At 63.3% G+C, this 24,110-nt stretch carries 12 protein-coding genes; 11 read left to right on the forward strand and 1 reads right to left on the reverse strand.

The window, feature by feature from the left end:
- The first annotated feature begins 68 nt into the window (after positions 1 to 68).
- The 7 genes from Q5H92_RS04365 (at position 69) to Q5H92_RS04395 (ending at position 13,462) form a co-directional block, all read left to right on the forward strand.
- Positions 69 to 2,012 (forward strand): sialate O-acetylesterase, encoded by a 1,944-nt coding sequence (locus Q5H92_RS04365; RefSeq protein ID WP_369811114.1) that lies wholly within the window; start codon positions 69 to 71, stop codon positions 2,010 to 2,012.
- A gap of 130 nt (positions 2,013 to 2,142) precedes the next feature.
- Positions 2,143 to 4,323 carry a glycoside hydrolase family 3 N-terminal domain-containing protein gene (locus Q5H92_RS04370; RefSeq protein WP_305010275.1) on the forward strand — a complete coding sequence of 727 codons (2,181 nt, stop codon included), beginning with the start codon at positions 2,143 to 2,145 and terminating at the stop codon, positions 4,321 to 4,323.
- Between the two features lie 133 nt (positions 4,324 to 4,456).
- The gene (locus tag Q5H92_RS04375) at positions 4,457 to 5,953 is read left to right on the forward strand and encodes a xylulokinase (protein WP_305010276.1); all 1,497 of its coding nucleotides are present in this window, start codon (positions 4,457 to 4,459) and stop codon (positions 5,951 to 5,953) included.
- A gap of 104 nt (positions 5,954 to 6,057) precedes the next feature.
- Positions 6,058 to 7,389, forward strand: a complete 1,332-nt coding sequence (xylA, locus tag Q5H92_RS04380) for a xylose isomerase (RefSeq protein WP_305010277.1) — start codon at positions 6,058 to 6,060, stop codon at positions 7,387 to 7,389.
- A gap of 465 nt (positions 7,390 to 7,854) precedes the next feature.
- Positions 7,855 to 8,931 (forward strand): endo-1,4-beta-xylanase, encoded by a 1,077-nt coding sequence (locus Q5H92_RS04385; protein WP_369811115.1) that lies wholly within the window; start codon positions 7,855 to 7,857, stop codon positions 8,929 to 8,931.
- Between the two features lie 207 nt (positions 8,932 to 9,138).
- Entirely contained in the window at positions 9,139 to 11,739 is a 2,601-nt protein-coding gene (locus Q5H92_RS04390) for a glycosyl hydrolase 115 family protein (protein WP_305010278.1), read from the forward strand.
- Positions 11,740 to 11,776: 37 nt separating this feature from the next.
- A complete protein-coding gene (locus tag Q5H92_RS04395) occupies positions 11,777 to 13,462 on the forward strand; it encodes a glycoside hydrolase family 43 protein (RefSeq protein WP_305010279.1) in 1,686 nt (561 codons plus the stop codon).
- A gap of 22 nt (positions 13,463 to 13,484) precedes the next feature.
- Here Q5H92_RS04395 and pulA read toward each other — a convergent pair whose 3' ends face one another.
- Positions 13,485 to 15,485, reverse strand: coding sequence for a type I pullulanase (gene pulA, locus Q5H92_RS04400; RefSeq protein WP_305010280.1), 2,001 nt, complete (start codon positions 15,483 to 15,485; stop codon positions 13,485 to 13,487).
- 302 nt (positions 15,486 to 15,787) lie between these two features.
- On the opposite strand from pulA, the gene Q5H92_RS04405 reads away from it, so the two are divergent.
- The 4 genes from Q5H92_RS04405 to Q5H92_RS04420 all read left to right on the forward strand — a co-directional run bounded on the left by Q5H92_RS04405 (position 15,788) and on the right by Q5H92_RS04420 (position 23,518).
- Positions 15,788 to 16,912 carry a sensor histidine kinase gene (locus tag Q5H92_RS04405; protein ID WP_305010281.1) on the forward strand — a complete coding sequence of 375 codons (1,125 nt, stop codon included), beginning with the start codon at positions 15,788 to 15,790 and terminating at the stop codon, positions 16,910 to 16,912.
- A gap of 129 nt (positions 16,913 to 17,041) precedes the next feature.
- On the forward strand, positions 17,042 to 17,794 hold the full coding sequence (locus Q5H92_RS04410; RefSeq protein WP_305010282.1) for a LytR/AlgR family response regulator transcription factor: 753 nt from the start codon (positions 17,042 to 17,044) through the stop codon (positions 17,792 to 17,794).
- 240 nt (positions 17,795 to 18,034) lie between these two features.
- Positions 18,035 to 19,318 carry a glycosyltransferase family 4 protein gene (locus Q5H92_RS04415; RefSeq protein WP_305010283.1) on the forward strand — a complete coding sequence of 428 codons (1,284 nt, stop codon included), beginning with the start codon at positions 18,035 to 18,037 and terminating at the stop codon, positions 19,316 to 19,318.
- Positions 19,319 to 20,002: 684 nt separating this feature from the next.
- Positions 20,003 to 23,518, forward strand: coding sequence for a T9SS type A sorting domain-containing protein (locus tag Q5H92_RS04420; protein ID WP_305010284.1), 3,516 nt, complete (start codon positions 20,003 to 20,005; stop codon positions 23,516 to 23,518).
- Positions 23,519 to 24,110: the final 592 nt, after the last annotated feature.

Below are 24,110 nucleotides of genomic sequence, written 5' to 3' on the forward strand. Positions count from 1 at the left end.
TTCTGACTACTTCCCCTGCTTCCTTTCTGATGCGACGCTCACTTTCCCATCTGCTTCAATCAGCCGCTGTGCCGCTGGCCTTGTCCGCCGGTCTGCTGACGCTGGCCCCGGCCAGAGCCCAGGTGCGCCTGCCGCGCCTGGTGAGCAACGGCATGGTGCTGCAGCGCGATGCCGACGTGCGCATCTGGGGTTGGGCCCAGCCCGGCGAGGCTGTGGCGGTGAGCTTCCTGGGCAAAACTTACCGCGCCACCACCGGCCCCGACGGCCAGTGGCGCGTGCAGCTGCCGCACCTGAAGCCGGGCGGGCCGTTTGAGATGAGCATCAAGGCCAGCAACCAGCTCACGGTGAAGGATATTCTGGTGGGCGACGTGTGGCTGTGCTCGGGCCAGTCGAACATGGAAACGCCCATGAGCCGGCTGCGCGACAAGTACCCCGACGTCATTGCCCAGGCTGCCAACCCGCGCATCCGGCAATACGAAGTGCCCATGAGCTACGCCTTCACCAAGCCCAGGGCCGACGTGACCGGCGGCAGCTGGATTGCGGCCGACCCGCAAACCGTGCTGAAGTTCTCGGGCGTGGCCTACTTCTTTGCCCGGGAAATCAACGCCAAATACCAGGTGCCGGTGGGCATCATAAAGGACGCCGTCGGCGGCTCGCCAGCCGAAGCCTGGCTGAGCGCCGACGCGCTGAAGCAGTTTCCGAAATACGAGCAGCAGGCGGCGCCCTACCGCGACAGCGCCGCTGTGGCCGGCATCAAGCAGAAGGAGCAGGCTGCCATCGGCAGCTGGTACCGCCAGCTGCACCAGGCTGACCAGGGCGAGGCCCCGGGCCAGACGCCCTGGTACGCGCCTACCTACGCCGCTACGGGCTGGAAAACCATGTTGGTGCCCGGCTACTGGGCCGATGGCGAGCTGGGCTTGGTGAATGGCGTGGTGTGGTTTCGTAAGGAAGTGGAAGTGCCGGCTGGTATGACGAGCAAGCCCGCCCGCCTAGAGCTGGGCACGCTGGTCGATGCCGACTCGACTTACATCAACGGCAAGCTGGTGGGCACCACGGGCTACCAGTACCCGCCCCGCAAGTACGATTTCGGGGCTGACGTATTGAAGCCGGGCCGGAACGTCATCACGGTGCGCCTCATCAGCAACGGCGGGCGCGGCGGCTTCACGAAGGACAAAAAATACGAACTCACCGCCGGCGGCCAGACGCTGGACCTGCGCGGCCCTTGGCAGTACCAGTTGGGTGCGACGGTGCCGCCCACGCCGGGCAGCACCACGTTTCAGTACCAGCCCGGTGGCTTGTTTAATGGCATGATTGCGCCGGTGCTGCCCTATGCTATCAAAGGCGTGCTCTGGTACCAGGGCGAGTCGAACGCGGGCCGGACGGGCGACTATCAGGCGCTGTTTAATGGTATGATACTCGACTGGCGCCAGCAGTTCAAGCAGCCTAACCTGCCGTTCCTCTACGCCCAGCTACCCAACTTCATGGCCGTACGCAAGGAGCCCTCAGAAAGCGGCTGGGCTGAGGTGCGCGACGTGCAGCGGCGCGGGCTGGCCCTGCCGCACACCGGCATGGCCGTGCTGATTGACGCCGGCGAGTGGAACGACATTCACCCGCTCGACAAGCAAACGCCCGGCCACCGCCTGGCTCTGGCCGCGCAAAAAGTGGCCTACGGCGACAGCAAGCTGGTCTCGTCCGGCCCGCTCTACCAGGCCATGCAAACGGCCGGCAACAAGGCGACGCTGAGCTTCAGCAGTATCGGCGGCGGCTTGGTGGCGAAGGGTGAGGGTGAGTTGAAGGGCTTTGCCATCGCCGGTCCGGACAAGAAATTCGTGTGGGCCCAGGCCCGGATTGAAGGCAATAAGGTGGTGGTGTGGAATGACCAGGTGGCCCGCCCCACCGTGGTGCGCTACGCCTGGGCCGATAATCCCGAAGGTGCCAATCTCTACAACAAGGAAGGCCTGCCGGCTTCCCCTTTTACGACTGCTGCTGATGCGCTTCTCCAGGGTTTTTAATCGTTCCAGTGTGGGTTGTAGCGTGGACTCTGCGAGTCCGCGTATCGTGAAGCCGTGTGCACCGGCGCGGACTCGCAGAGTCCACGCTACAACTCGCTCGGCTTCCCTCTTCTTAGCAGCGGAGCAGGGGATGAGGCCCTATGCCTGGCTCCTCGCCCTAATTCTGCTTACCCAAACCGCCCACGCCCAAACCATCCCCATCTTTCGCGACCCCGCCCAGCCCCTCAACGCCCGCGTCAACGACCTCATCTCGAAGCTGACCATTGAGGAAAAGGCCGACCAGATGATGTACAACAGCAAAGCCATCGAGCGGCTGAACATCCCCGCCTATAACTGGTGGAACGAAGCCCTGCACGGCGTGGGCCGCGCCGGGGCGGCCACGGTGTTCCCGCAGGCCATCGGGCTGGGTGCCACGTTCGACGACGACCTGGCCCGGCGCGTGGCCACCGCCATATCGGACGAAGCCCGCGCCTCCTTCAACGTGGCCGTGGCCAAGGGCTACCGCATGCAATACAGCGGCCTCACGTTCTGGACGCCCAACATCAACATCTTCCGCGACCCGCGCTGGGGCCGCGGCCAGGAAACCTACGGCGAAGACCCCACCCTCACCGGCCGCCTGGGCGTGGCCTTCGTGCAGGGCCTGCAGGGCAACGACCCGCGCCATCTCAAAACCGCCGCCTGCGCCAAGCACTACGCCGTGCACAGCGGCCCCGAAAAGCTTCGCCACGAGTTCAACGCCGAGCCCACGCCCCAGGATTTGTGGGAAACCTACCTGCCGGCGTTTCATCAGCTGGTGAATGCCAAGGTGGAGGCCGTGATGTGCGCTTACAACCGCACCAGCGGCGAGCCCTGCTGCGGCAACCAATACCTGCTGCAGGACGTGCTGCGCAAACAATGGGCTTTCAAAGGCCACGTGGTGAGTGACTGCTGGGCACTGGTCGATTTCTACCAGGGCCACAAGGTGGTGAAAACGCCCGCCGAAGCCGCCGCCCTGGCCCTGGAGCGCGGCGTCAACCTGAATTGCGGCAGCGTGTACCCCGCCTTGCCCGAGGCCGTGAAGCTTGGCCTCACCACCGAGGCCAAAATGGATAGCTCGCTGGCCGTCTTGCTGCGCACCAAGTTCAAGCTCGGCCTGCTCGACCCCCAGGGCAGCAGCCCCTACGACAAGCTCGGGCCGGAAGTCATCAATAGCGCCGCGCACCGCGCCTTAGCCCGGGAAGCGGCCCAGAAGTCCATCGTGTTGCTGAAGAACAACGGCGTGCTGCCCCTGCGCAACGACCTGCCGAAATACTTCGTGTGCGGCCCCAACGCCACCAACCTCGACGCCCTGCTGGGCAACTACTACGGCGTGAACCCGGAGATGAAAACCTTCCTCGAAGGCATTGTGGGCGGCGTGCAGCCCGGCAGCCAGGTGCAGTACCGCCAGGGCGCCCTGCTGGACCGGCCCAACGCCAACGGCATCGACTGGGTGAGCAGCAGCTCCCGCGCCTCCGATGCCACCTTTGTGGTGCTGGGCATCACCGGGCTGCTGGAAGGGGAGGAGGGCGAATCCATTGCCTCGCCCACGTTCGGCGACCGGCTCGACTACAACCTGCCCAAAAACCAGATTGACTTCCTGAAAAAGCTGCGCGAGAAAAACGACAAGCCCATTGTGGCCATCATTACGGGTGGAAGTCCGATGAACCTGGCCGAAGTGCACGAGCTCTGCGATGCCGTGGTGCTGGCCTGGTACCCCGGCGAGGAAGGCGGCAACGCCGTGGCCGACGTGGTGTTTGGCAAGGTGTCGCCCTCGGGCAAGCTGCCCATCACCTTCCCCAAATCGCTCGACCAGCTGCCCGCCTACGAGGACTACCACATGGCCGGCCGCACCTACCGCTACCTCGCCGCCGAGCCCATGTATCCTTTCGGCTACGGCCTCAGCTACGCCAAATTCACCTACCCCAGCCTGAAACTAGCCACCCTCAAAGTGGCCAAAAACAAGCCTGTCAACGTAACCGCTACCGTCACCAACAGCGGCAAAGTGGAAGGCGAGGAAGTGGTGCAGCTCTACGTGACACACGCTGCGGCCAAGGGCACCCAGACGCCGCTGTACGCCCTGAAAGGCTTTCAGCGCGTGAAATTGGCCCCGGGAGCCAGCACCACCGTTACTTTCACGCTCTCGCCGGAACAGCTGGCGCTGGTAAATGCCCAGGGGCAGTCGGTGGCAGCGGCCGGGCCGGTCACGGTGTGGGTAGGCGGCGCGCTGCCCAGCGCCCGCAGCGTTGCCCTGGGCGCCAGCCCGGCCGCTAAAGCCGTTCTTACCATTAAATGAAACAGCAACACGTCATGCAGAGCGCAGCGAAGCATCTCGCGTGCCACCACTAACCCTGACGGTTTGATTGCGTTGCGCACGCAAGATGCTTCGCTGCGCTCTGCATGACGTTCTTTTTGAGCTTCATTAATCCATGAAATACCTCCTCGGCTACGACATCGGTAGCTCTTCGATAAAAGCCTCCCTGCTGGACATTGATACCGGCCGGTGCGTGGCTGCCGCCACCTCTCCCAAAAAGGAGATGGAAATCACCGTGGCCCAACCCAACTGGGCCGAGCAGCGCCCCGAGCGCTGGTGGCAGGAGTGCGTGAACGCCACCGCCGAATTGAAAGCCGAATACGGCTTCGATACCTCCCTGGTGGCCGGCATCGGCATCACCTACCAGATGCACGGGCTGGTGCTGATTGACAAGGCCGGCAAGGTGCTGCGCCCGGCCATCATCTGGTGCGACAGCCGGGCTGTGGAGTATGGCAACCAGGCTTTTGCGGAAATGGGCGAAGAATATTGCCTGGAAAATTTCCTGAACTCACCGGGTAATTTCACCGCCTCCAAGCTGAAATGGGTGCGCGAGAATGAGCCCGAGATTTACGCGCAAATTCACAAGATTCAGCTGCCCGGCGACTACATCGCATTCAAGCTGAGCGGCCAACTGCAAACCACCGTTTCTGGCTTGTCGGAAGGCGTGTTCTGGAATTTCAAGCGGCAGGCCATTGCCCAGGAGCTGCTGGACTACTACGGCATCAGCGCTGACTTGCTGCCCGAGGTGGTAGACACCTTCGCGGTGCAGGGCCACCTGACGGCCGAGGCCGCGCAGGAGCTGGGCCTCACGGCCGGCACGCCCATCAGCTACCGGGCCGGCGACCAGCCCAACAACGCCTTCTCCCTGAATGTATTGAACCCCGGTGAGGTGGCGGCCACGGGCGGCACCAGCGGCGTGGTCTACGGCATCAACGAAACCAACACGCCCGACCCCCGCTCCCGCGTGAACTCCTTTGTGCACGTGAACAGCACGCTCGCCCGGCCCCGCAACGGCGTGCTGATGTGCCTCAACGGCACCGGCATTCTGAACAGCTGGCTGCGCAAAATCGTGGGCGAAATGCCCTACGACCAGATGAACCAACTGGCCGCCCAGGCGCCGGTAGGAGCGGAGGGCCTCGTGTTTCTGCCCTTCGGCAACGGCGTGGAGCGCATCCTCGAAAACCGCCCGGCCGACGCCGAATTGCGCGGCCTCAACTTCAACATTCACCACCAAAAGCACTTGCTGCGGGCGGCGCAGGAAGGCATCGTGTTTGCGCTCAACTACGGCATGGACATCATGCGGGCCAGCGGCGTGCAGGTGCGCCAGGTGCGCGCCGGCAACGCCAACATGTTCCTGAGCCCGGTGTTCCGCGAGGCCTTCGTCAACAGCGGCAACGTGACGCTGGAGCTCTACAACACCGACGCGGCCCAGGGCGCGGCGCGCGGCGCGGGCATCGGCGCCGGCGTATACGCCAGCCCGGCCGAAGCCTTCGGCGGCCTCGAACGCATCCTCACTGTAGAGCCGACCGATGCGCTGCGCGAACAATACCAAGCGGCTTACGGCCGCTGGCAAGATGCATTGCCTAGAGAGTTGTCGGTTGTCAGTTGCTAGTTGTCAGTGGATGGACCTACTATAATCGACAACTAATAACCAGCAACTGACAACTGACAACCAGCAACTAACAACTAAATATCCCCAACCAATTTCCCTAGCTCATGTCTAGCAACACCCTTTCCAGAACCGAATTCTTCACGGGCATCGAACCCATTCGTTTTGAAGGCCGCGAGTCGGACAACCCGCTCGCCTTTAAGTGGTACGACGAAAACCGTGTGGTGGCCGGCAAGACCATGAAGGAGCATCTGCGCTTCGCCGTGTCGTACTGGCACACCTTCACCGGCACCGGCGGCGACCCGTTCGGCCCCGGCACCAAGCAGTTTGCCTGGGACTCGCACCACGAAATCGTGGGCCGCGCCAAGGACAAGGCCGATGCCGCGTTCGAGTTCTTCACCAAGCTCGGCACGCCCTACTACTGCTTCCACGACATTGATTTAGTGGACGAAGGCGCGTCGCTGGCCGAATACGAGCGTAACCTCGCCACCGTGGTAGACTATGTGAAGCAGCACCAGCAGGAAAGCGGCGTGAAGCTGCTCTGGGGCACGGCCAACGTGTTTTCGAACCCGCGCTACATGAACGGCGCCAGCACCAACCCCGACTTCCAGGTGGTGGCCCACGCCGCCACGCAGGTGAAAAACGCCATCGACGCAACCATCGCGCTGGGCGGTGAAAACTACGTGTTCTGGGGCGGCCGCGAGGGCTACATGACCCTGCTGAACACCGACATGAAGCGCGAGCAAGCCCACATGGGCCGTTTCCTGACCATGGCCCGCGACTACGCCCGCCAGCAGGGCTTCACCGGCAAGTTCTTCATCGAGCCCAAGCCGGCCGAGCCCACCAAGCACCAGTACGACTTCGACGCCGCCACCGTCATCGGCTTCCTGAAGGAGCACGGCCTGGAAAACGACTTCATGCTGAACCTGGAAGTGAACCACGCCACCCTGGCCGGCCACACCTTCCAGCACGAACTGCAGGTGGCGGCCGACGCCAATATGCTGGGCAGCATGGACGCCAACCGCGGCGACTACCAGAACGGCTGGGACACCGACCAGTTCCCGAACAACCTCAACGAGCTGACCGAGAGCATGCTCATCATCCTGGAGCACGGCGGCTTCAAGCACGGCGGCATAAACTTCGACGCCAAAACCCGCCGCAACTCGACCGACCTGGAGGACATTTTCATCGCCCACATCGCGGGTATGGACACCTTCGCCCGCTCCCTCGTCATCGCCAACGACATTCTGGAGAAGTCGCCCTACCGCAAGTTCCGCACCGAGCGCTACGCCTCCTTCGATTCGGGCGAGGGCAAGGCCTTTGCCGCCGGCCAGCTCACGCTGGAAGACCTGCGCACCATTGCCCACAAATCGGGCGAGCCCGCGCCTCGCAGCGGCAAGCAGGAGTGGCTGGAAAGCATTATTAATCAGTATATTTAACGTGTAGCCTGACGTGGCGCCTCACCCCCTGAACCCCTCTCCCAAAGGAGAGGGGGCACCGGAAATGCTCAGATTGAGAATCGTCAGGCTCCCCTCTCCTTTGGGAGAGGGGCCGGGGGTGAGGCGCCACGCCTGAGTAACCTAAAAACAGAACCGGCCGGCCGCTAAATGGTGGGAACAGTGAGGCGGCTGGCCGGGGATGTTTTAAAGATTTAAGGCGGTGGAAACGGCCGTTTGCTGCAACAAACGGCCGTTTTACGGAGGCGCTTCGGCAGAGCTTCCGGCTCGTTGGTGAGCCGGCCGGAAGTAAGTAGTCGGGGCCTGGTGGGCCCGGCGGCCGGAGCGCCTCTCCACCTGCTTACCGGGGCTTTGCCCGAATGAATAATTGACTGATGCTGAGGATGTCAGGTGCCTCTTAAACTGGGGCGCATGGCTACCGCCTTATCCAACCTTTTTTGCTGAACTATGAAACCTAAGCTTCTGCTGATGCCCTTGCTGCTGGGCGGCCTGACCCTGGCTGGCAGCCAACGCCCGCCAGCCGAAAAGGGCCTGAAGGACTACTACAAGGCATATTTTCCGGTGGGGGTGGCGGTGTCGCCGCAGGGCCTGAAAGGGGCCGAGGGCGAGCTGATTAAGCAGCAGTTCAACAGCATCACGCCGGAGAATGCCATGAAAATGGGCCCGATTCACCCGGAGGAAAACCGTTACTTCTGGAAGGACGCCGACGAAATCGTGCAGTTTGCCCAGGACCACCACCTGCGCGTACGGGGCCACAACCTGCTCTGGCATGAGCAAACGCCCCGGTGGCTGTTCAAAAATGCCGACGGCAGCACCGTGAGCAAAGACGTGCTGCTCCAACGGCTGCACGACCACATCGACACGGTGGTGAAGCGCTACAAGGGCAAAATCTACGCCTGGGACGTGGTGAACGAAGCCATTTCCGACAACCCGCAGGAGTTTTTGCGCGACTCGGAGTGGTATAAAATCTGCGGCGAGGATTTCATCGCCAAGGCCTTCGAGTACGCCCACGCGGCCGACCCTAGCGCCGTGCTGTTCTACAACGACTACAACACCGAGCGGCCCGAAAAACGCGACCGGATAATCAAGTTGCTCAAGAAACTGAAAGCTGCCAAAGTGCCCATCGATGCCGTGGGTCTGCAGGGCCACTGGTCGCTACAGGAACCCACCGAGCCGGAGCTGCGTGCCGCCCTCGACGAGTACAAGGCGCTGGGGTTGAAGATTCAGATTACCGAGCTTGACGTGTCGATTTATCCCTGGGAGAAGGAGCGCCGCGCCCGCTGCCCCGACGAATCGGACGCCTTCACGCCCGAGCTGGAGCAGAAGCAGGCTGCGCAGTACAAGATGTTTTTCAAGGTGTTCCGCGATTATAAGAACGTACTGACCGGTGTCACCTTCTGGAATATTTCCGATAAATACACCTGGCTGGATACCTACCCTGTGCCCGGCCGCAAGAACTACCCGCTGCTCTTCGACCAGAATCAGAAGCCGAAGAAGGCTTTCTATGAGGTGGTGAAGTTCTGACGTTCACCTCACCCCCCGGCCCCCTCTCCCGTGGAGAGGGGGAGCCTGACGATTTGTAGCGTGGACTCTGCGAGTCCGCGCATTGCTTGCATAAAATCAACCCCCAATACGCGGACTTGCAAAGTCCACGCTACCCCCGCGCCGCCGTGGCTCCCCCTCTCCGCGGGAGAGGGGGCCGGGGGGTGAGGTGAACGCCTGCACGACCCCATGAAATCCACCCACCAGTTCCCACAGTGGCTTCTGCTGCTACTTCTGCTGCTAAGCAGCCCCCTCGTGCAGGCCCAAACCCAGCCCGCCACCAAAACCACGGCCAGCTTCCCCCTCGCCGCCAGCGGCCGCACTGCGCCCATCTACGCCAGTGCCGCCGATTGGCCGGGCGTGCTGCGCGCCGCCAAAGACCTGCAGGCCGACGTGCGGCGCGTGACCAAAGCAGAGCCGGTTTTCAGCACCGAAAAACCGTTAGGCACAGCAGTCGTCCTCATCGGCACCCTTGGCAAAAGCCCGTTGATTGACGGCTTGGTGAAAGCCGGCAAGCTGAACGTGGCCGGCGTGGCGGGCCGCTGGGAAACCTTCGTGCGGCAGGTGGTGGAGCAGCCTATGCCCGGCGTGGCGCGCGCCCTCGTCATTGCCGGGAGCGACAAGCGCGGCACGATTTACGGCATCTACGACCTCTCGCAGCAGATTGGCGTGTCGCCCTGGTACTGGTGGGCCGACGTGCCGGTGCAGCCGCAAACCAAGCTGCTGATTCCGGCCGCGCGGCACACGCTGGGCGAGCCGGCTGTGAAATACCGCGGCATCTTTCTGAACGACGAGGCGCCCGCGCTGAGCGGCTGGGCGAAGGAGAAGTTTGGTGGCATCAACTCGAAGATGTACGCGCATGTATTCGAGCTGATTTTGCGGCTGAAAGGGAATTACCTGTGGCCTGCCATGTGGGGCAATGCTTTCAATGATAACGACAAGCTCAGCCCGGTTCTGGCCGACGAGTACGGCATCGTAATGGGCACCTCGCACCACGAGCCCATGCTGCGCGCCCAGCAGGAATGGAAGCGCTACGGCCACGGCCCCTGGAACTACCAGACCAACGACACCACCCTGCGCCGCTTCTGGCGCCAGGGAATCCGCAACATGGGCCGCCACGAAAGCATCGTGACCGTGGGCATGCGCGGCGACGGCGACGAACCCATGAGCGAGGGCAGCAACATTGCCCTGCTCGAAAAAATAGTGGCCGACCAGCGGAAAATCCTCGCCGAGGAAACCCACAAGCCGGCGGAGAAAACGCCCCAGCTCTGGGCCCTCTACAAGGAAGTGCAGGACTACTACGACAAGGGCATGCGCGTGCCCGACGACGTGACCCTGCTGCTGTGCGACGACAACTGGGGCAATATCCGCAAGCTGCCCAAAGTGGGCGAGAAGCCGCGCGCCGGCGGCTACGGCATCTACTACCACTTCGACTATGTGGGCGGCCCGCGCAATTACAAGTGGCTGAATACAAATCCGCTGCCGCGCATCTGGGAACAGATGCACCTGGCGCACGCTTACGGCGCCAATCAAATCTGGATTGTGAACGTGGGCGACCTCAAGCCCATGGAGCTGCCCATCAGCTTCTTCCTCGACTACGCCTGGAAGCCCGAAGCCATTCCGGCCACCGGCGTGGCGGCCTACACGCAAAGCTGGGCGGCCCAGCAGTTTGGCCCCGCGCACGCTGCCGACATTGCCGACATCCTGGCCAAATACGCTAAGTACAATGCCCGCCGCAAGCCCGAGCTGCTGAGCCCCGACACCTACAGCCTGCCCACCGGCGAGTGGGCCACCATTGTGGCCGACTACAACCAACTGCTGACTCGCGCCGAAGCCATTAACCAGCAAATGCCGGCCGCTAGCCGCGACGCCTACTACGAACTGGTGCTGCACCCCGTGCAGGCTTGCGCCAACCTCAACGAGCTCTACTACACCGTGGCGCGGAACCGCGAAGCCGCCAAAAACAACCAGGCCAACACCAACGAGCTGGCCGAAAAAGCCCGGGCGCTCTACGCGAAAGACGCCGAAATCACGCGCCGCTACCACGCCCTGGCCGGCGGCAAGTGGAACCACATGATGGACCAGACGCACATCGGCTACACCTATTGGCAGCAGCCCGAGGCCAACAAGATGCCCGAGGTGCAAACCCTGGCAGCCCCGGGCACCTCGCCGGCCGCTGCTCCAGCCGCGGCTGCAACCAGCGCTGCCGCAAAACCGGCAGGCCCGGAGGGCGTGGGCTTTCAGGAGAGCAACGGTTACGTGAGTATCGAAGCCGAGCACTACACGAAGGCGGTGTCGGCTAGCGGTATTAGCTGGCAGGTGCTGCCGGATTTGGGCCGCACGCTGGGCGCGGTCACCACGTTTCCGGTCACGGCGGCGGCGCAGGCCGCGCCCGGCGGCGCGTCGCCGCACCTGGAGTACCGCGTCACGCTGGCGCAGGCCGGGCCGGTAACGGTGCGCGCCTACCTGGCGCCCACGCTCGATTTTACCAACACCACCGGCCTGCGCTACGCGGTTTCCTTCGATGACGAAGCGCCGCAAATCATCAACCTGCACACCGGCCTGAAACCCGATAATGGCAATAAGCCGTGGGAGCAGGCCGTGGCCGACAACATTATCATCAAAGCCTCGCAGCATACCGTAGGCGCCGGCCCGCACGTGCTCAAGTTCTGGCGCGTCGACCCCGGCGTGGTGCTCGAAAAGCTGGTGATGGACCGCGGTGCGTTGCCAGCCAGCTACCTCGGCCCGCCCGAAACGGCTGGCGGCAGGGGCAACGCGGGAGCCCAGTAGCGCGGCCACCTCTTTTAAGGCAGCATTACCAACAACCATGAATACCACGCGCATCCTCGTATTGCTCACCGTCGTGACGGCCGCGCTGTTCCGCTTTTCGGTGCTTTCTGCCCAATCGATTGACTTGGTTAACCCCATTCTGGCGGGCTTCTATCCGGACCCCAGCATTGTGCGGGTCGGGGAGGATTATTACCTGGTCAACTCCACGTTTTCCTATTTTCCCGGCATTCCGGTGATGCACAGCCGCGACCTTCAACACTGGGAGCAAGTGGGCAACGTCATCAGCCGGCCGTCGCAGATGAACTTCCTGGGCGACCGTATGACCCGGGGCCTGTTTGCGCCGGCCATCGAGTACCACAACGGCACCTTTTACGTCACCTGCACGCTGATTGACCACCGGGGCAACTTCGTGGTGACGGCCAAAAACCCCGCCGGGCCGTGGAGCAACCCCACTTTTCTGCCCGAAGTCAAGGGCATCGACCCCTCGCTGTTTTTTGAGGGCGACAGGGCCTACGTGGTGTACAACAGCGACCCGCCCGAGAACAAGCCGCTGTATGCGGGCCACCGCACCATCAAGGTGATGGAGCTGGACCCGGTGAAGCTGCAAACCGTGGGCGAGGCCAAAATTGTGGTAAACGGCGGGGTGGACATCAGCAAAAAGCCGGTCTGGATTGAGGGGCCGCACCTGATGCAGGCCAACGGCTGGTACTACCTCTACGCGGCCGAGGGCGGCACTTCGGTGAACCACACGGAGGTGGTGTTCCGGGGTAAGTCGCCCTGGGGGCCGTTTGTGCCTTACGAGCACAACCCCATTCTCTCGCAGCGCGAATTGCCGCCGGGGCGCCCCAACCCCATCACCTCGGCCGGACACGCGCAGTTTGTGCAGGGCCCCGACGGGCAGACCTACGCCGTTTTCCTGGCGGTGCGGCCCTACGAAGGCAACCATTACAACACCGGCCGCGAAACGTTCATCGTGCCGGTGAGCTGGAAAGACGGGTGGCCCGTGATGAACCCCGGCCCCAACGGCGTGCAGTACCGGTACAAGGCGGCGTTTCCCGAGGTGAAGCTGAAAGGCGCTTTGCCCCAGAGCGGCAATTTTGCTTACACCCTCACCTTTGCGCGGCAGCTCGACCCCGCGCTGCTGTTTCTGCGCACCGTGGACAGCACCAGCTTCGCGCTGAGCAAGGCCCACGGCCTCACGCTGAAGCTGAAGCCGGAAACCTGCGCCGGGCTCAGTAACCCGACCTTCGTGGGCAAGCGCCAGCAGCACCAGTTTTGCACCACCGAAACCGAGCTGCTATTCGTCCCAAAAGCCGCCAATGAGCAAGCGGGCCTGGTGGTGTTTCAGGACGAGAAGCATTTCTATTTCCTCGCCAAATCAATGGCCGGGGGCAAGCCCGTCCTCTCCCTGTTCAAAAGCACCGACGAACCCGACAAGCCGGAACTGCTGGCCCAGGCCCCGCTAAAATCGGCCACGGCCAAAGTGCAGCTGCGCGTTGAGGCCGCGGGCGACACCTACGGCTTCGGGTTTTCGGAGAATGGCAATGCCTGGACGACGCTCAAGGACAAAGTGGATGCCCGGTTTTTGAGCACGCAGACGGCGGGCGGCTTCATCGGCTGCGTGGTGGCGATGTACGCCACTTCGTCGGGCCAGCCCACCACCAATTCCGCCGCCTTCAAGTGGCTGAAGTATAGCGGCAACGACCCCGTATACCGGAAGTAGCCGGGCCTGAACGGCCCACGCGCTATTCGATGCGGACGAGGATGAGGGCCGAGCTGCCGGGCACCTGCACGCCACTCATCACCTCCAGCACTTCGAGGCCTTCGGGATTGATTTGGTCGCCGCGCAGCACCACTTTGTAGGTGCCGCGCGGCAGGGCCACGCTGTCGGCCGAGGTGTTGCCGTTGAAAATCACCACGATGTTTTGCCAGGTGTCGCCGCCGGCGTTGTTTTTCAGTTGGTAGACGATGATGCCGGGGTGGGTATTCGGCACGAATTCGAGGTGCTGCTGCACCAGCGCGGCGGTGGGCAGCCGGAAGGCCGGGTGCGCGCGGCGCAGGGCAATGAGCTGGCGGTAGAACTCGTACACTGGCCGGTACTTGGCCTTGCGGGCCCAGTCGAGCTGGTTCACGCTGTCGGGCAGATTGTAGGAGTTGTGGGAGCGGCCCTTGGTGCGCAGAAACTCGTCGCCGACCGGCAAAAACGGAATGCCCTGCGAGGTGAACACGATGGTGTTGCTGAGCAAATCCATCTTCAGCCGCTGGGCTTCCGAGGCGTTGGGCGTCGACACAGCCAGCTTGTCCCAGAGCACCATATCGTCGTGGCAGGCCACGTAGTTAATGGCCTGCGCGGGCGAGCTGGCCCAGGGGGCTTTTGAATAATTGACCTTGCTGTAATCCAGCTGGGGGTGCTGGGTAGCGCCCACGATGCCGAACTTCACGCTCTCCTCCAGCCCGGGCTGGCCGCTGGCGAAGCCGGGCTCGGTCTGGCGGGCATAGTGGCCCTTCACGCCGTCGCGCAACTCATCGCCGAAGGCGGCAATGCGGTCTATTTTGCCCATATTGGCCTTGAGGGCGCGCTGGGCGTCGGGCAGGGGCGAGGGGCCGGCGGTCCAGCCCTCGCCGTACATCAGGATGCTGTGGTCCTGCTGGTCGAGCGCCACCCGCACGGCGCGCATGGTTTCGAGGTCGAGCACGCCCATGAGGTCGAAGCGGAAGCCATCGGCGTGGTACTCGCGGGCCCAGTACGCCACCGATTCCACGATGAGCTTGCGCACCATGGGCCGCTCCGAGGCCACTTCGTTGCCGCAGGCGGTGGCGTTGCTCAGGGTGCCATCGGCGTTGTGGCGGTAGTAGTAGCCGGGCACCAGCTGCTCAAAATTGCTGCGGGCGGCGTCGGCCGTGTGGTTGTACACCACGTCGAGCACCACGCGCAGGCCCTGGCCGTGCAGGTTTTCCACCATTTGCTTAAACTCGCTGATGCGGGCTGCCGGGTCGGCGGCGTTGGTGGCGTATGAGCCTTCGGGTACGGAATAGTTGAGCGGGTCGTAGCCCCAGTTGTAGCGGTTGGCGCGGGCCGGCGCGGCCTCGTCGATGCTGGCGAAGTCGTTGGTGGGCAGCAGGTGCACGTGGGTTAGGCCCAGCTCTACTAGATGCTCCAGTCCCGTGGTCACGCCTTCCGGCCCGCGCGTGCCCAACTGCGCCACGCCCAGGTACTTGCCCTTGCGCGTGATGCCCGACTGCGGGTGCATGCTCAGGTCGCGCACGTGCACTTCGCCGATAACGACGTCGGTGGGCTGTTTGAGGGCGGGGCGCAGGTCGTCGGCCCAGCCGGGCGGGCTCACGGCGCTGGGGTTGAGCACCGCGCCGCGTCGGCCGTTGAGGCCCACGGCATGGGCATACGGGTCGACTACTTCGGCCATTTTGGCCCCGGCAATGGTGGCTTGCACGGTGTAGAAGCCGGTGGTGCCGGCGGGCAGGGTGTAGGTCCAGGTGCCGTCCTGGGCCTTGGCCATGGCGTAGTCGGCGGTGGGCTGGCCCCCAATGCCGGCGGCATAGAGGCGCAGGTGCAGCGCTTCGGCGGTGGGGGCCCACACGCGCAGGGTGGCTTGGGGGCCGCGCCAGGTCAGGCCCAGGTCGGGGCCGCGGTAGATGGGGTAGCTGCCGAAGTCGGGCAGGGGCGGGGCTGCGGGGGCCGGGAGGTGGGTGGTAGAAAGCAGCACGAGAAGCAGAAAAGAGCGAATCATGGGCGCAAAGTTCGGTAGTTCGCCGGTCATTGCGAACGGGATTGAAGCGCCTGTCATCCTGAGCGCAGCGAAGGACCTTATCACACCTGACCAGATTGCAGTAATCCAACAACCGCAAACGTGAGAAGGTCCTTCGCTGCGCTCAGGATGACAGGCGTTTCGTTTCTACCCTGCCAAGTGCTATCTGCCTCCTTCCCGGCCGATGAAACGCTCCCCGCCGTCGATACAATTCCGGTTACGGTCGGTTTGGCCGGGTTTTGGGAAAAGGGGCTGGTATGTTTGTTAGGCTTTCTTCCTTGTTTATGGCTGTTCTCACGCCTCGGCGCTACCTCACCCCGCTCATTCATGTGCTGGTGTGGGGCTTGTTCGGACTCACGTTTTTGTTGTTTCAGCCGCTCACCGGACGGCTCACCATGCCGCCGCAGTTCTGGCTGAAGCAGGGGTTGATGTTCTGCGTGTGGGTGGCCACGTTCTACTTCACGGGCAAGGTGCTGGTGCCGCGCCTGCTGTTCCCGGGCCGCACGGGGTGGTTCATTCTGGCGCTATTCGGCACTACGGTGGCCATTCTGGGCTTCAGCAAGGTGCTGGAGTCGGTTCTGAACCTGCCGGTGCTCATGGACAAAGCTTTTCAGGCGGCGGCCGGGCGGCCCCGCGCCTTCCAGCGCAACGGCCTGCACATCGACACCATGGGCCTGCTCACCACCATGTTCGTGCTGGGCATCAGCACCTGCATCACGGTGGTGCAGAAGTGGCAGAAAGATGCCCAGCTGCGCCAGACGCTGGAGCAGCAGCGCGTGAGCTCCGAACTGTCGATGCTCAAAGCCCAGATTAACCCGCACTTCTTCTTCAACACCCTCAACAACATCTACGCCCTTACGCTGCTCGACGGCGAGCAGGCGCGCACGGCCATTCACCGCCTCTCGCGCATGATGCGCTACGTGCTCTACGACACGGCCGGCGGCATGACCCTGCTCAGCCAGGAAATCGCCTTCGTGCAGGACTACATCACCCTCATGCAGCTGCGGCTCGACGACCGGGTGACGGTGACCTTCGAGCGGCCCGAGCCCATGCACGACGTGCCCGTGGCGCCCATGTTGCTGCTGCCCTTCCTCGAAAACGCCTTCAAGCACGGTGTGGCGGCCACCGAGGCCAGCCGCATTTTCGTGGCTATCCGCCAGCCCCGCGCCGATTTGGTGGAGCTGGAAGTGCGCAACAGCCGCCTCTCGCTGCCCTCCACCGACCTGGCCGGCTCCAACGGCATCGGCCTGGCCAACACCCGCCGCCGCCTCGATTTGCTGTACCCCGGCCGCTTTCACCTGGTAGTCGACGACCACACGCCGGCCAACGAGTTCGTGGTCTACCTCACGTTGCAAGTAGGAGCGGAGGCCAGCGTGGGGTTGCCAACGCCGGCTTTGCAGTATTCATAAATAAGGCGGTCATCCTGAGCGTGCGAAGGACCTTTTCACCGATGAACGATTTGCAGTAATATCAAACTGAGCGAACGTGAAAAGGTCCTTCGCATGCTCAGGATGACAGATATCTTATTATCCCAACACATGAGTACACCCGCCCTGCCGCCCCTCCGCACCATTGCCGTCGATGACGAGCCCCTGGCCCTGGGCCTGGTGGTCTCCTTCATTCAAAAAACGCCGTTTCTGGAGCTGGTGGGCAAGTTTGGCAGTGCCGTGGAGGCCCTCAAGTACCTGCACGAGCACCCCGGCGCCGTCGATTTGGCATTCTTGGATATCCAGATGCAGGAGCTCAACGGCCTGGAGCTGGCCCGCGTGCTGGGGCCCACCGGCCCGCGCGTCATCTTCACCACCGCCTTCAGCCAGTACGCGCTCGAAGGCTACCGCGTCGATGCCCTCGACTACCTCGTCAAGCCCTTCAACTACGAGGAGTTTCTGCGGGCTGCCGGCAAGGCCCGCGCCTACGCCGAGCTCACCTCCCAGCACGCCACCGCCCCCGCCGCCACCGGCCCCGAGGAGGACGAGTACCTGTTTCTGAAGGCCGAATACCAGCTGGTGCGCGTCGCGCTGAGCGACATTCTCTACGTGGAAGGGCTGAAGGACTACGTGAAAGTGCACCTTAAAAGCACGCCCCGCGCCTTGCTCAGCCTCATGAGCCTCAAGGCGATGGAGGAAAAGCTGCCCACCCGGCGCTTCATGCGCATTCACCGCTCGTTCATCGTGGCGCTCGACAAGATTGAGGCCGTGCGCCGCCTCACCGTTCAGATTGGTGCCATTACCATCCCCGTCGGCGACCAGTACAAAGACACCTTTCTGCAGTTTCTCAGCCGCTGGACCTAGGCGGCATTATAATCAAAAAAGGTAATTGTATAGAACGTCATGTCGAGCGTAGCCGAGACATCTCGCGTGCGCAACGCAACTCAATCGTCAGAATTAGTGGCGGCACGCGAGATGTCTCGGCTGCGCTCGACATGATAGTTCTCTTTTGCTACCTGCTCCCTGCTGGCCCATCACCCAGCACCCCTCGCTCTTCCCGCTTTCTACCTCGCTGCCCCCACACCCTCCCTGTCTTTCTGAGCCATGAAACCTTACTACACTACCGGGAATAATATTCCCGAACGGGACTTCCATGTCCCGGAAATTCAGCCCCAATTGGCCGTGCTTTGCCTCTCCGGGAGCCTGGGCGGCCTGGAACTGAACAGCCTGAAATTTGCCGGCTGGATGCAGGAGCGCGGCTGGCGCGTCACGTTTTTCGCGCCGCCCGCCACGCCGCTGGCTTATTGGGCCGAGGAGTGGTTTGTGCCCCTCGAAACCCTGCGGGTGCGCCGGGGCCTGGCCATGCCGCTGGCCGCCTGGGAGCTGAAGCAGCAGCTCGAACGCCTGCACATCGACGTGCTGGTGGTGACGCAAAACAAGGACCTGGCCCTGGCCACGCTGGTCAAAACCCTGATGGGCGGGCACCTGCGCCTCATCTATCAGCAGCACATGCAGCTGGGGCGGCCCAAGCGCAGCCCGGTCCACACGCTCCGCTTTCGGCTCATCGATGCCTGGTTGACGCCGCTGCCTGGCCTGGCCCGCGAGGTGGCCCGCCACACCCACTTCGACACTGCCAAGCTGCATACCGTGCCGCTGGGCTTGCCACTAGAGCAATTTGCCCCGCCCACCCGCACGCGCGCCGAGGCCCGGCAGGAGCTGGGTCTGCCCCTGGAGGGCCCTTTGCTGGGCATCCTGGGCCGCTTTGATGCGGGCAAGGGCCAGGACTTCGTTATTCAGGCGCTGCACCACCTGCGCCAGCAGCTCGGGCAGGAGGCCAGTCTGGTCATCATGGGTGAACCGACCCGCAACGAGGGCGACGACTACCTGCGCCACCTGCAGGCCCTCGTGCAAGAGCTTGGCTTAGAGCAGCAGGTGCATTTCCGGGGCTTCCGGGCCAACCCGGCCGTGTTCTACCAGGCCATCGACGTGTTTGTGCTGGCTTCCGAAAACGAAACCTACGGCATGGTGACCCTCGAAGCCATGGCTGCTGGTGTGCCCGTGGTGGCTGCTGCCACCGGTGGCACCGTGGAGCTGGTGCAGCACGGCCACACCGGCCTGCTCTACCTGTACCGCGACGTGGCCGCCTGCGCCCGCTCCGTGCGCCGCACCCTCCACGACCCCGCCGCCACCCGCCTGCGCGTGGAGCGCGCCCAGCTGGAGCGCTGGCGCTACTCCCACCACCGCCAATGCGCCCTCACTGAAGACGTGATTCGGGGCCTGTGCCCGGCGCCAACCCTGCTGGTACCGGCGGCTGGCCGCGCCCGGCGGGCCATGGCCATCAACGCGGTATTTGCGGCCCAGATACTGCCGCTGGTTGGCCAGCGCTGAATGTTGGGGATTTATCGATGGAATTGGGTGGTTGGCCGATACTACGGTTGAGGTTTGCGCAGCGGCCGTACTTTTGGTTATTGTTCAGCTGTTGGGAACGCGAAGCCTGCTATCGGCGGTTGTTTCAGCGGCCATCAATACGATTTTAAGACCTGCCATTCTTACCCGGAAGTGCTTTCTGGCCGTGGCCACCCACCCAGCAGTTTGCCGCTGCTGGCAGCAGCGGCCAGAACCAGCCACCGGTACCGAATGGCAGGCACCACGTGCCCCGAAGGCCCGCCTGCACTGCAGGCGGGCCTTCGCTGTTTTATAAATTTTCTTCAAAAGCACGTCCGCAGGCAACCTCGCAGGGGCGCACCCGGTCCGGGCAAAGCGGGAGTTTCCGTCCCAAACCGGGATAGCAAACGTCTCCGGGCCGATGAAAGCAAAGCCAGCCGCTACGATAGAAGCCAGATAACAGTTATGGCACGAAAATTGAACGCGCGCTGAATAACTGAACTTTTTTAATATTAATTAATCCATAATAAAGTTAGTTGACTCGCGTTTGCCGATAAAACCATGGTAATTTTGCCCTTACTATTTTGACAGTTTGTCGAATAAACACTGCTTCTACTATCGTAAAACCCTATGAAACATCTTTTTACTGCACCCGCCAGCTTACCTCGTGCTCTTCGAAAAGTAATTTTGCTCTTGCTGCCGCTGCTGGCGTCTTTACTGAGCCATGCCCAGAGTACTTCGGTAGTAATCAGCGAAGTATTTGGCGGCGGCGGCACGCCAGGCGCGCCCTACACCAACGATTTCGTGGAGCTGTACAACCCGACCAATGCAGCTATTACCCTGACTAATCACTCGCTGCAATACAACTCTGCGACCGGGACTAGTGCTTACACTGTGGTAGCGCAGGGCAACTTCAGTGTTCCGGCCCATGGCTTTTTTCTCATTCAGCTCGGCTCGTCGGGTGGGGTGGGGGCGGGTTTGACCGCACCCGACGTCACCGGCACGCAAAATCTATCGGCCACGGCCGGCCGGCTGGCCTTGGTAAGCAACACCACGGCGCTCGGCGCGGGGGTGGCGGCCAACACGGCGGGCGTTGTCGATTTTGTGGGCTATGGCACCTCGGCGGCGACCTACGAAGGCGTCGGCCGGGCCCCCGCACCCAGCAACACCACCAGCATCGAGCGCAAGGCCCGCGAAAGCTCGACCAGTGCCGACATGGCGGCCGGCAACGTGGACGCCGACCAGGGCAATGGCTTCGACAGCGACAACAACAACCTGGACTTCGTGACGCGCAGTGCCCCGGGCCCACAAAACTCGTCGGCGCCGGCGGAGGTGCTCGTGCCCATCGTGTACTACAGTACCAAAGTCCCCGGGGGCTTTCTCAACGACCCCAATACCTACAGCTCGACGCCGGACGGGACGGGCCCCGCGCCGGCCAATTTCTCGACCAACTTCCTGACTTTTGTCGTGGTCGGCACCAACCGCACGATTGACGGGGCTTGGTCAGTAACCGGAACCAACGCGAAGGTGCTGGTGCAGTCCGGCGCGTCCTTCGTTGTGCCCGCCGCGTTCAATTTCAGCGGCACTCTGGACCTGAGCAGCAACGCCACCCTGGTGCAGCAAAACGCGACGACGCCCTCGACCGTGACCTTCGGCACGCTGGATGCAGCCAGCACTGTGGAGTATGCCCAAACTACTTCCTTCACGGTGCCCATCTTGGCAGCCCCGGGCTACGGCAACCTGACCCTGCGCAACGCCACCAAGCTGCTGAGCACGGGCACCACCGTGGTGCGCGGCAATGTGCTGGTTGACAACGTCGACGGCGCCTTCGGCGGCGCGGCCAGCTCGGCTTCCATCCTGAGCTTAGGCGGCAACTTCACGCTGGCGGGCACGGTCACTTTTGGCCCTGCCGCCGACAACCTCATCCAGCTTAGCGCCACCAATACCACCACGGCGCAGGTGCTCGACGGGGCCGGTACCCTCATCAAGCTGTTCCGGTTGACTTTGCCAGCCAACCAGGCCGGCGTGAGCCTCGCCAACGGCACCAGTAACCTGGAGCTGGGCAACGCCATCACGGCGGCAGGCGGCTACTCGCTGGGAACCAATACTGTACTGACCGTGGGCAACAACACGCTGAGCTTTGCCGCAGGTGGCCGGGCCACCATGAGCGGCAATGGTGCCCTGGCCTTAAGCCCAAGCTCCAACCTGATATTCAGCAAAAACAGCACCACGGCCCTGGGTACGCTGCGCCTGACGGCCGGCAGCACCCAACTCACCAACTTCACCCTCGACGCGGCCGGCAGCAACAACACCCTGGTCCTGCCCGCCAGCCTGACGGTGAACGGCACCCTCACCGTGAGCAGCACCAGCACGCTCACCATTGGGTCGGGCAATCTGCTGACCGTGAACGGCCCCGTGGCGGGCACCGGCACCCTGCGCGGCGCGGCCGATGCCGACCTGACGATTGGGGGCGCCGGCGCCCTGAGCAGTTTCACCATCGGCTCGTCGGGCACGACCACGGGCGTCCTGCGCAACTTTACCCTGAACCGCGCCGGGGCCGTGCTGCCCCTGAGCCTCAACCTGACCGTGGAAGGGGCCCTGGCCCTTGCCAACGGCACCCTGAGCCTGGGCGCCAACCTGCTGCTGCTGGACGGCACCGTGGCCAGCTCGGGTGGTTTCCTGAGCGGCACATCGGCCTCGCGCCTGACCGTGGCCGGCACCGATGGCCCGGTAGGCCCGGTGGCCTTCTCGCCCACCGGCGGCCTGTTGAGCCAGCTCAACCTGAACCGTCCCAGCGGCACGCTCACCCTCACCGACAACCCGCTGCTGGTGGGGGCCACCACCCTCACCAGTGGGGTGCTGGGCCTGGGCGCTGGCGTGGGCCTCACCATCACGGGGGTGCTGACGGTGGTGGACCCCGCCGTGGCCCGGTTTGCGGGCACGCCCACGTCGGTGCTCAACTTCACGGGCAGCGGCGCCATTGGGCCCCTGGCCTTTGTGGCCGGGCAGGACGAGCTGCTGGGCCTGAGCCTGAACCGCACGGGCACCATTCCCACGGCCCAACTGCTCACCAACCTTTCCGTGAATAACCTGACCCTGACGAGCGGGCGCATCTTTGTGCAGGGCACGGCCAAGCTCCAGGTATTGCCGGGCGGCAGCCTGGTGGGCGGCAGCTCCAACAGCTACTCGAACACGCTCACGCTGGCCTCGGTGACCAACAACATGACGCAAACCGTGTCGCTCACGTTCCCACTGGGCGTGACCGGGCAGTACCGGCCCCTTACCCTCACCGTGACCGACCAGGTTATTGGCACCACCAGCTACACGGCCCACCAGTACGAAGCGCCCTCGCCGGTGCGCACCCTGCCGGCCACACTGGTCCGCGTGTCGCAGATTCGCTACTACAACGTGGTGCAGGAAGCCGGCGGCAGCAGCACGCTGGGCAGCGCCACCATTCGCCTGAGCTACGTTGCGGCCAACGACCTGGTGACGCCGGCCAACGTGAGCTTCCTGCGCGTGGCCATGACCGACCCCGCCGACAATACCAAGTGGAAGGACATTGGTGGCAGCGGCACGGGCTCCGACATCACGTCGGCCTCGTTCACGCCCGGCCCGCTGGGCGATTTCACCCTGGCCACCGACATCGCCACGCCCCCCAACACCAACCCGCTGCCCGTGGAGCTGACCCGCTTCGCGGCCACGCGCCAGGGCGGTGGGGTGGCCCTGGCCTGGGCCACGGCCACCGAGCGCAACAGCGCCCGCTTCGAAGTGGAGCGCAGCCTCGACGGCCGCACCTTTGGCGCCGTGCTCAGCCTGCCGGGCCAGGGCAACAGCACGCAGCTGCACGAATACACGGCCCTCGACGCCAAAGCCCCCGCCCACCTGCTCTACTACCGCCTGCGCCAGGTGGACCTGGACGGCACCGTGGCTTACTCGCAGGTGCTGACGGTGGCCGGCACCGATGCCCCGGCCGAGTGGACCGTGTACCCGAACCCGACTACCGAACGCCTCACGGCCGCGCTGCCCACGGCCGCCGGCCGCACCTACCGCGTCCTCAACACGCTGGGCCAGGTGGTGGCCCACGGCGACGCTGCCACCGCCGACCCGACCATAGATGTGCATCAGCTGGCGGCGGGCACTTACTTCCTGGAACTGCGCGGCGCGGCCGGCCCGCAAACACGCCGTTTCGTGAAGAACGATTAAGCCCGGCCGTTGCCGCGCTAACCTAAAAAAAGCCCCCGCCACCGCGGGGGCTTTTTTGTGCGCTTCATTTTTTCTTCATTCTAAACAGGATTATGCCCCGACGCTACTTTCCTGACGGCGTGCAGGCGGCCTGCCGGGTTGCACTGCCGCCGAATGTAACGGTTTCGTAATCTTCGGTATGGGGTAAATGCTACCCGGCCGGGCTAACTTTACTGACAGTGCGCCCATCAAAAGACGATTTTTCAACCCTCTTAATACCCGTTACTTATGCACCCAACCCGTACAGTTTTTCCCTCTTCATTCAGCCGCGCCCTGGCACTGCTGATGATGCTAATGCTACCACTGGTAGGGTGGGGGCAGACAACTATTGTCAAATGGGATTTTAGTACCAGCAATAGCACAACGGCTAATGCGGCTTCTTCTGCGAATACTACCCGTGTAATTACTACGGAAGGTGGAGCTGATGCACCAGGGGTTGGCGGTGGCGCTTCTGGCACAGCGAGCGCCGCGAACTGGCAAAACGGAGCAACGGCCGGCTCAATAAAGTATTGGCAAGTCAGTCTTTATACTACTGGTTTCACTGCGATTAAAG

This window comes from Hymenobacter mellowenesis (assembly GCF_030581005.1).
GTDB lineage: Bacteria > Bacteroidota > Bacteroidia > Cytophagales > Hymenobacteraceae > Hymenobacter > Hymenobacter mellowenesis.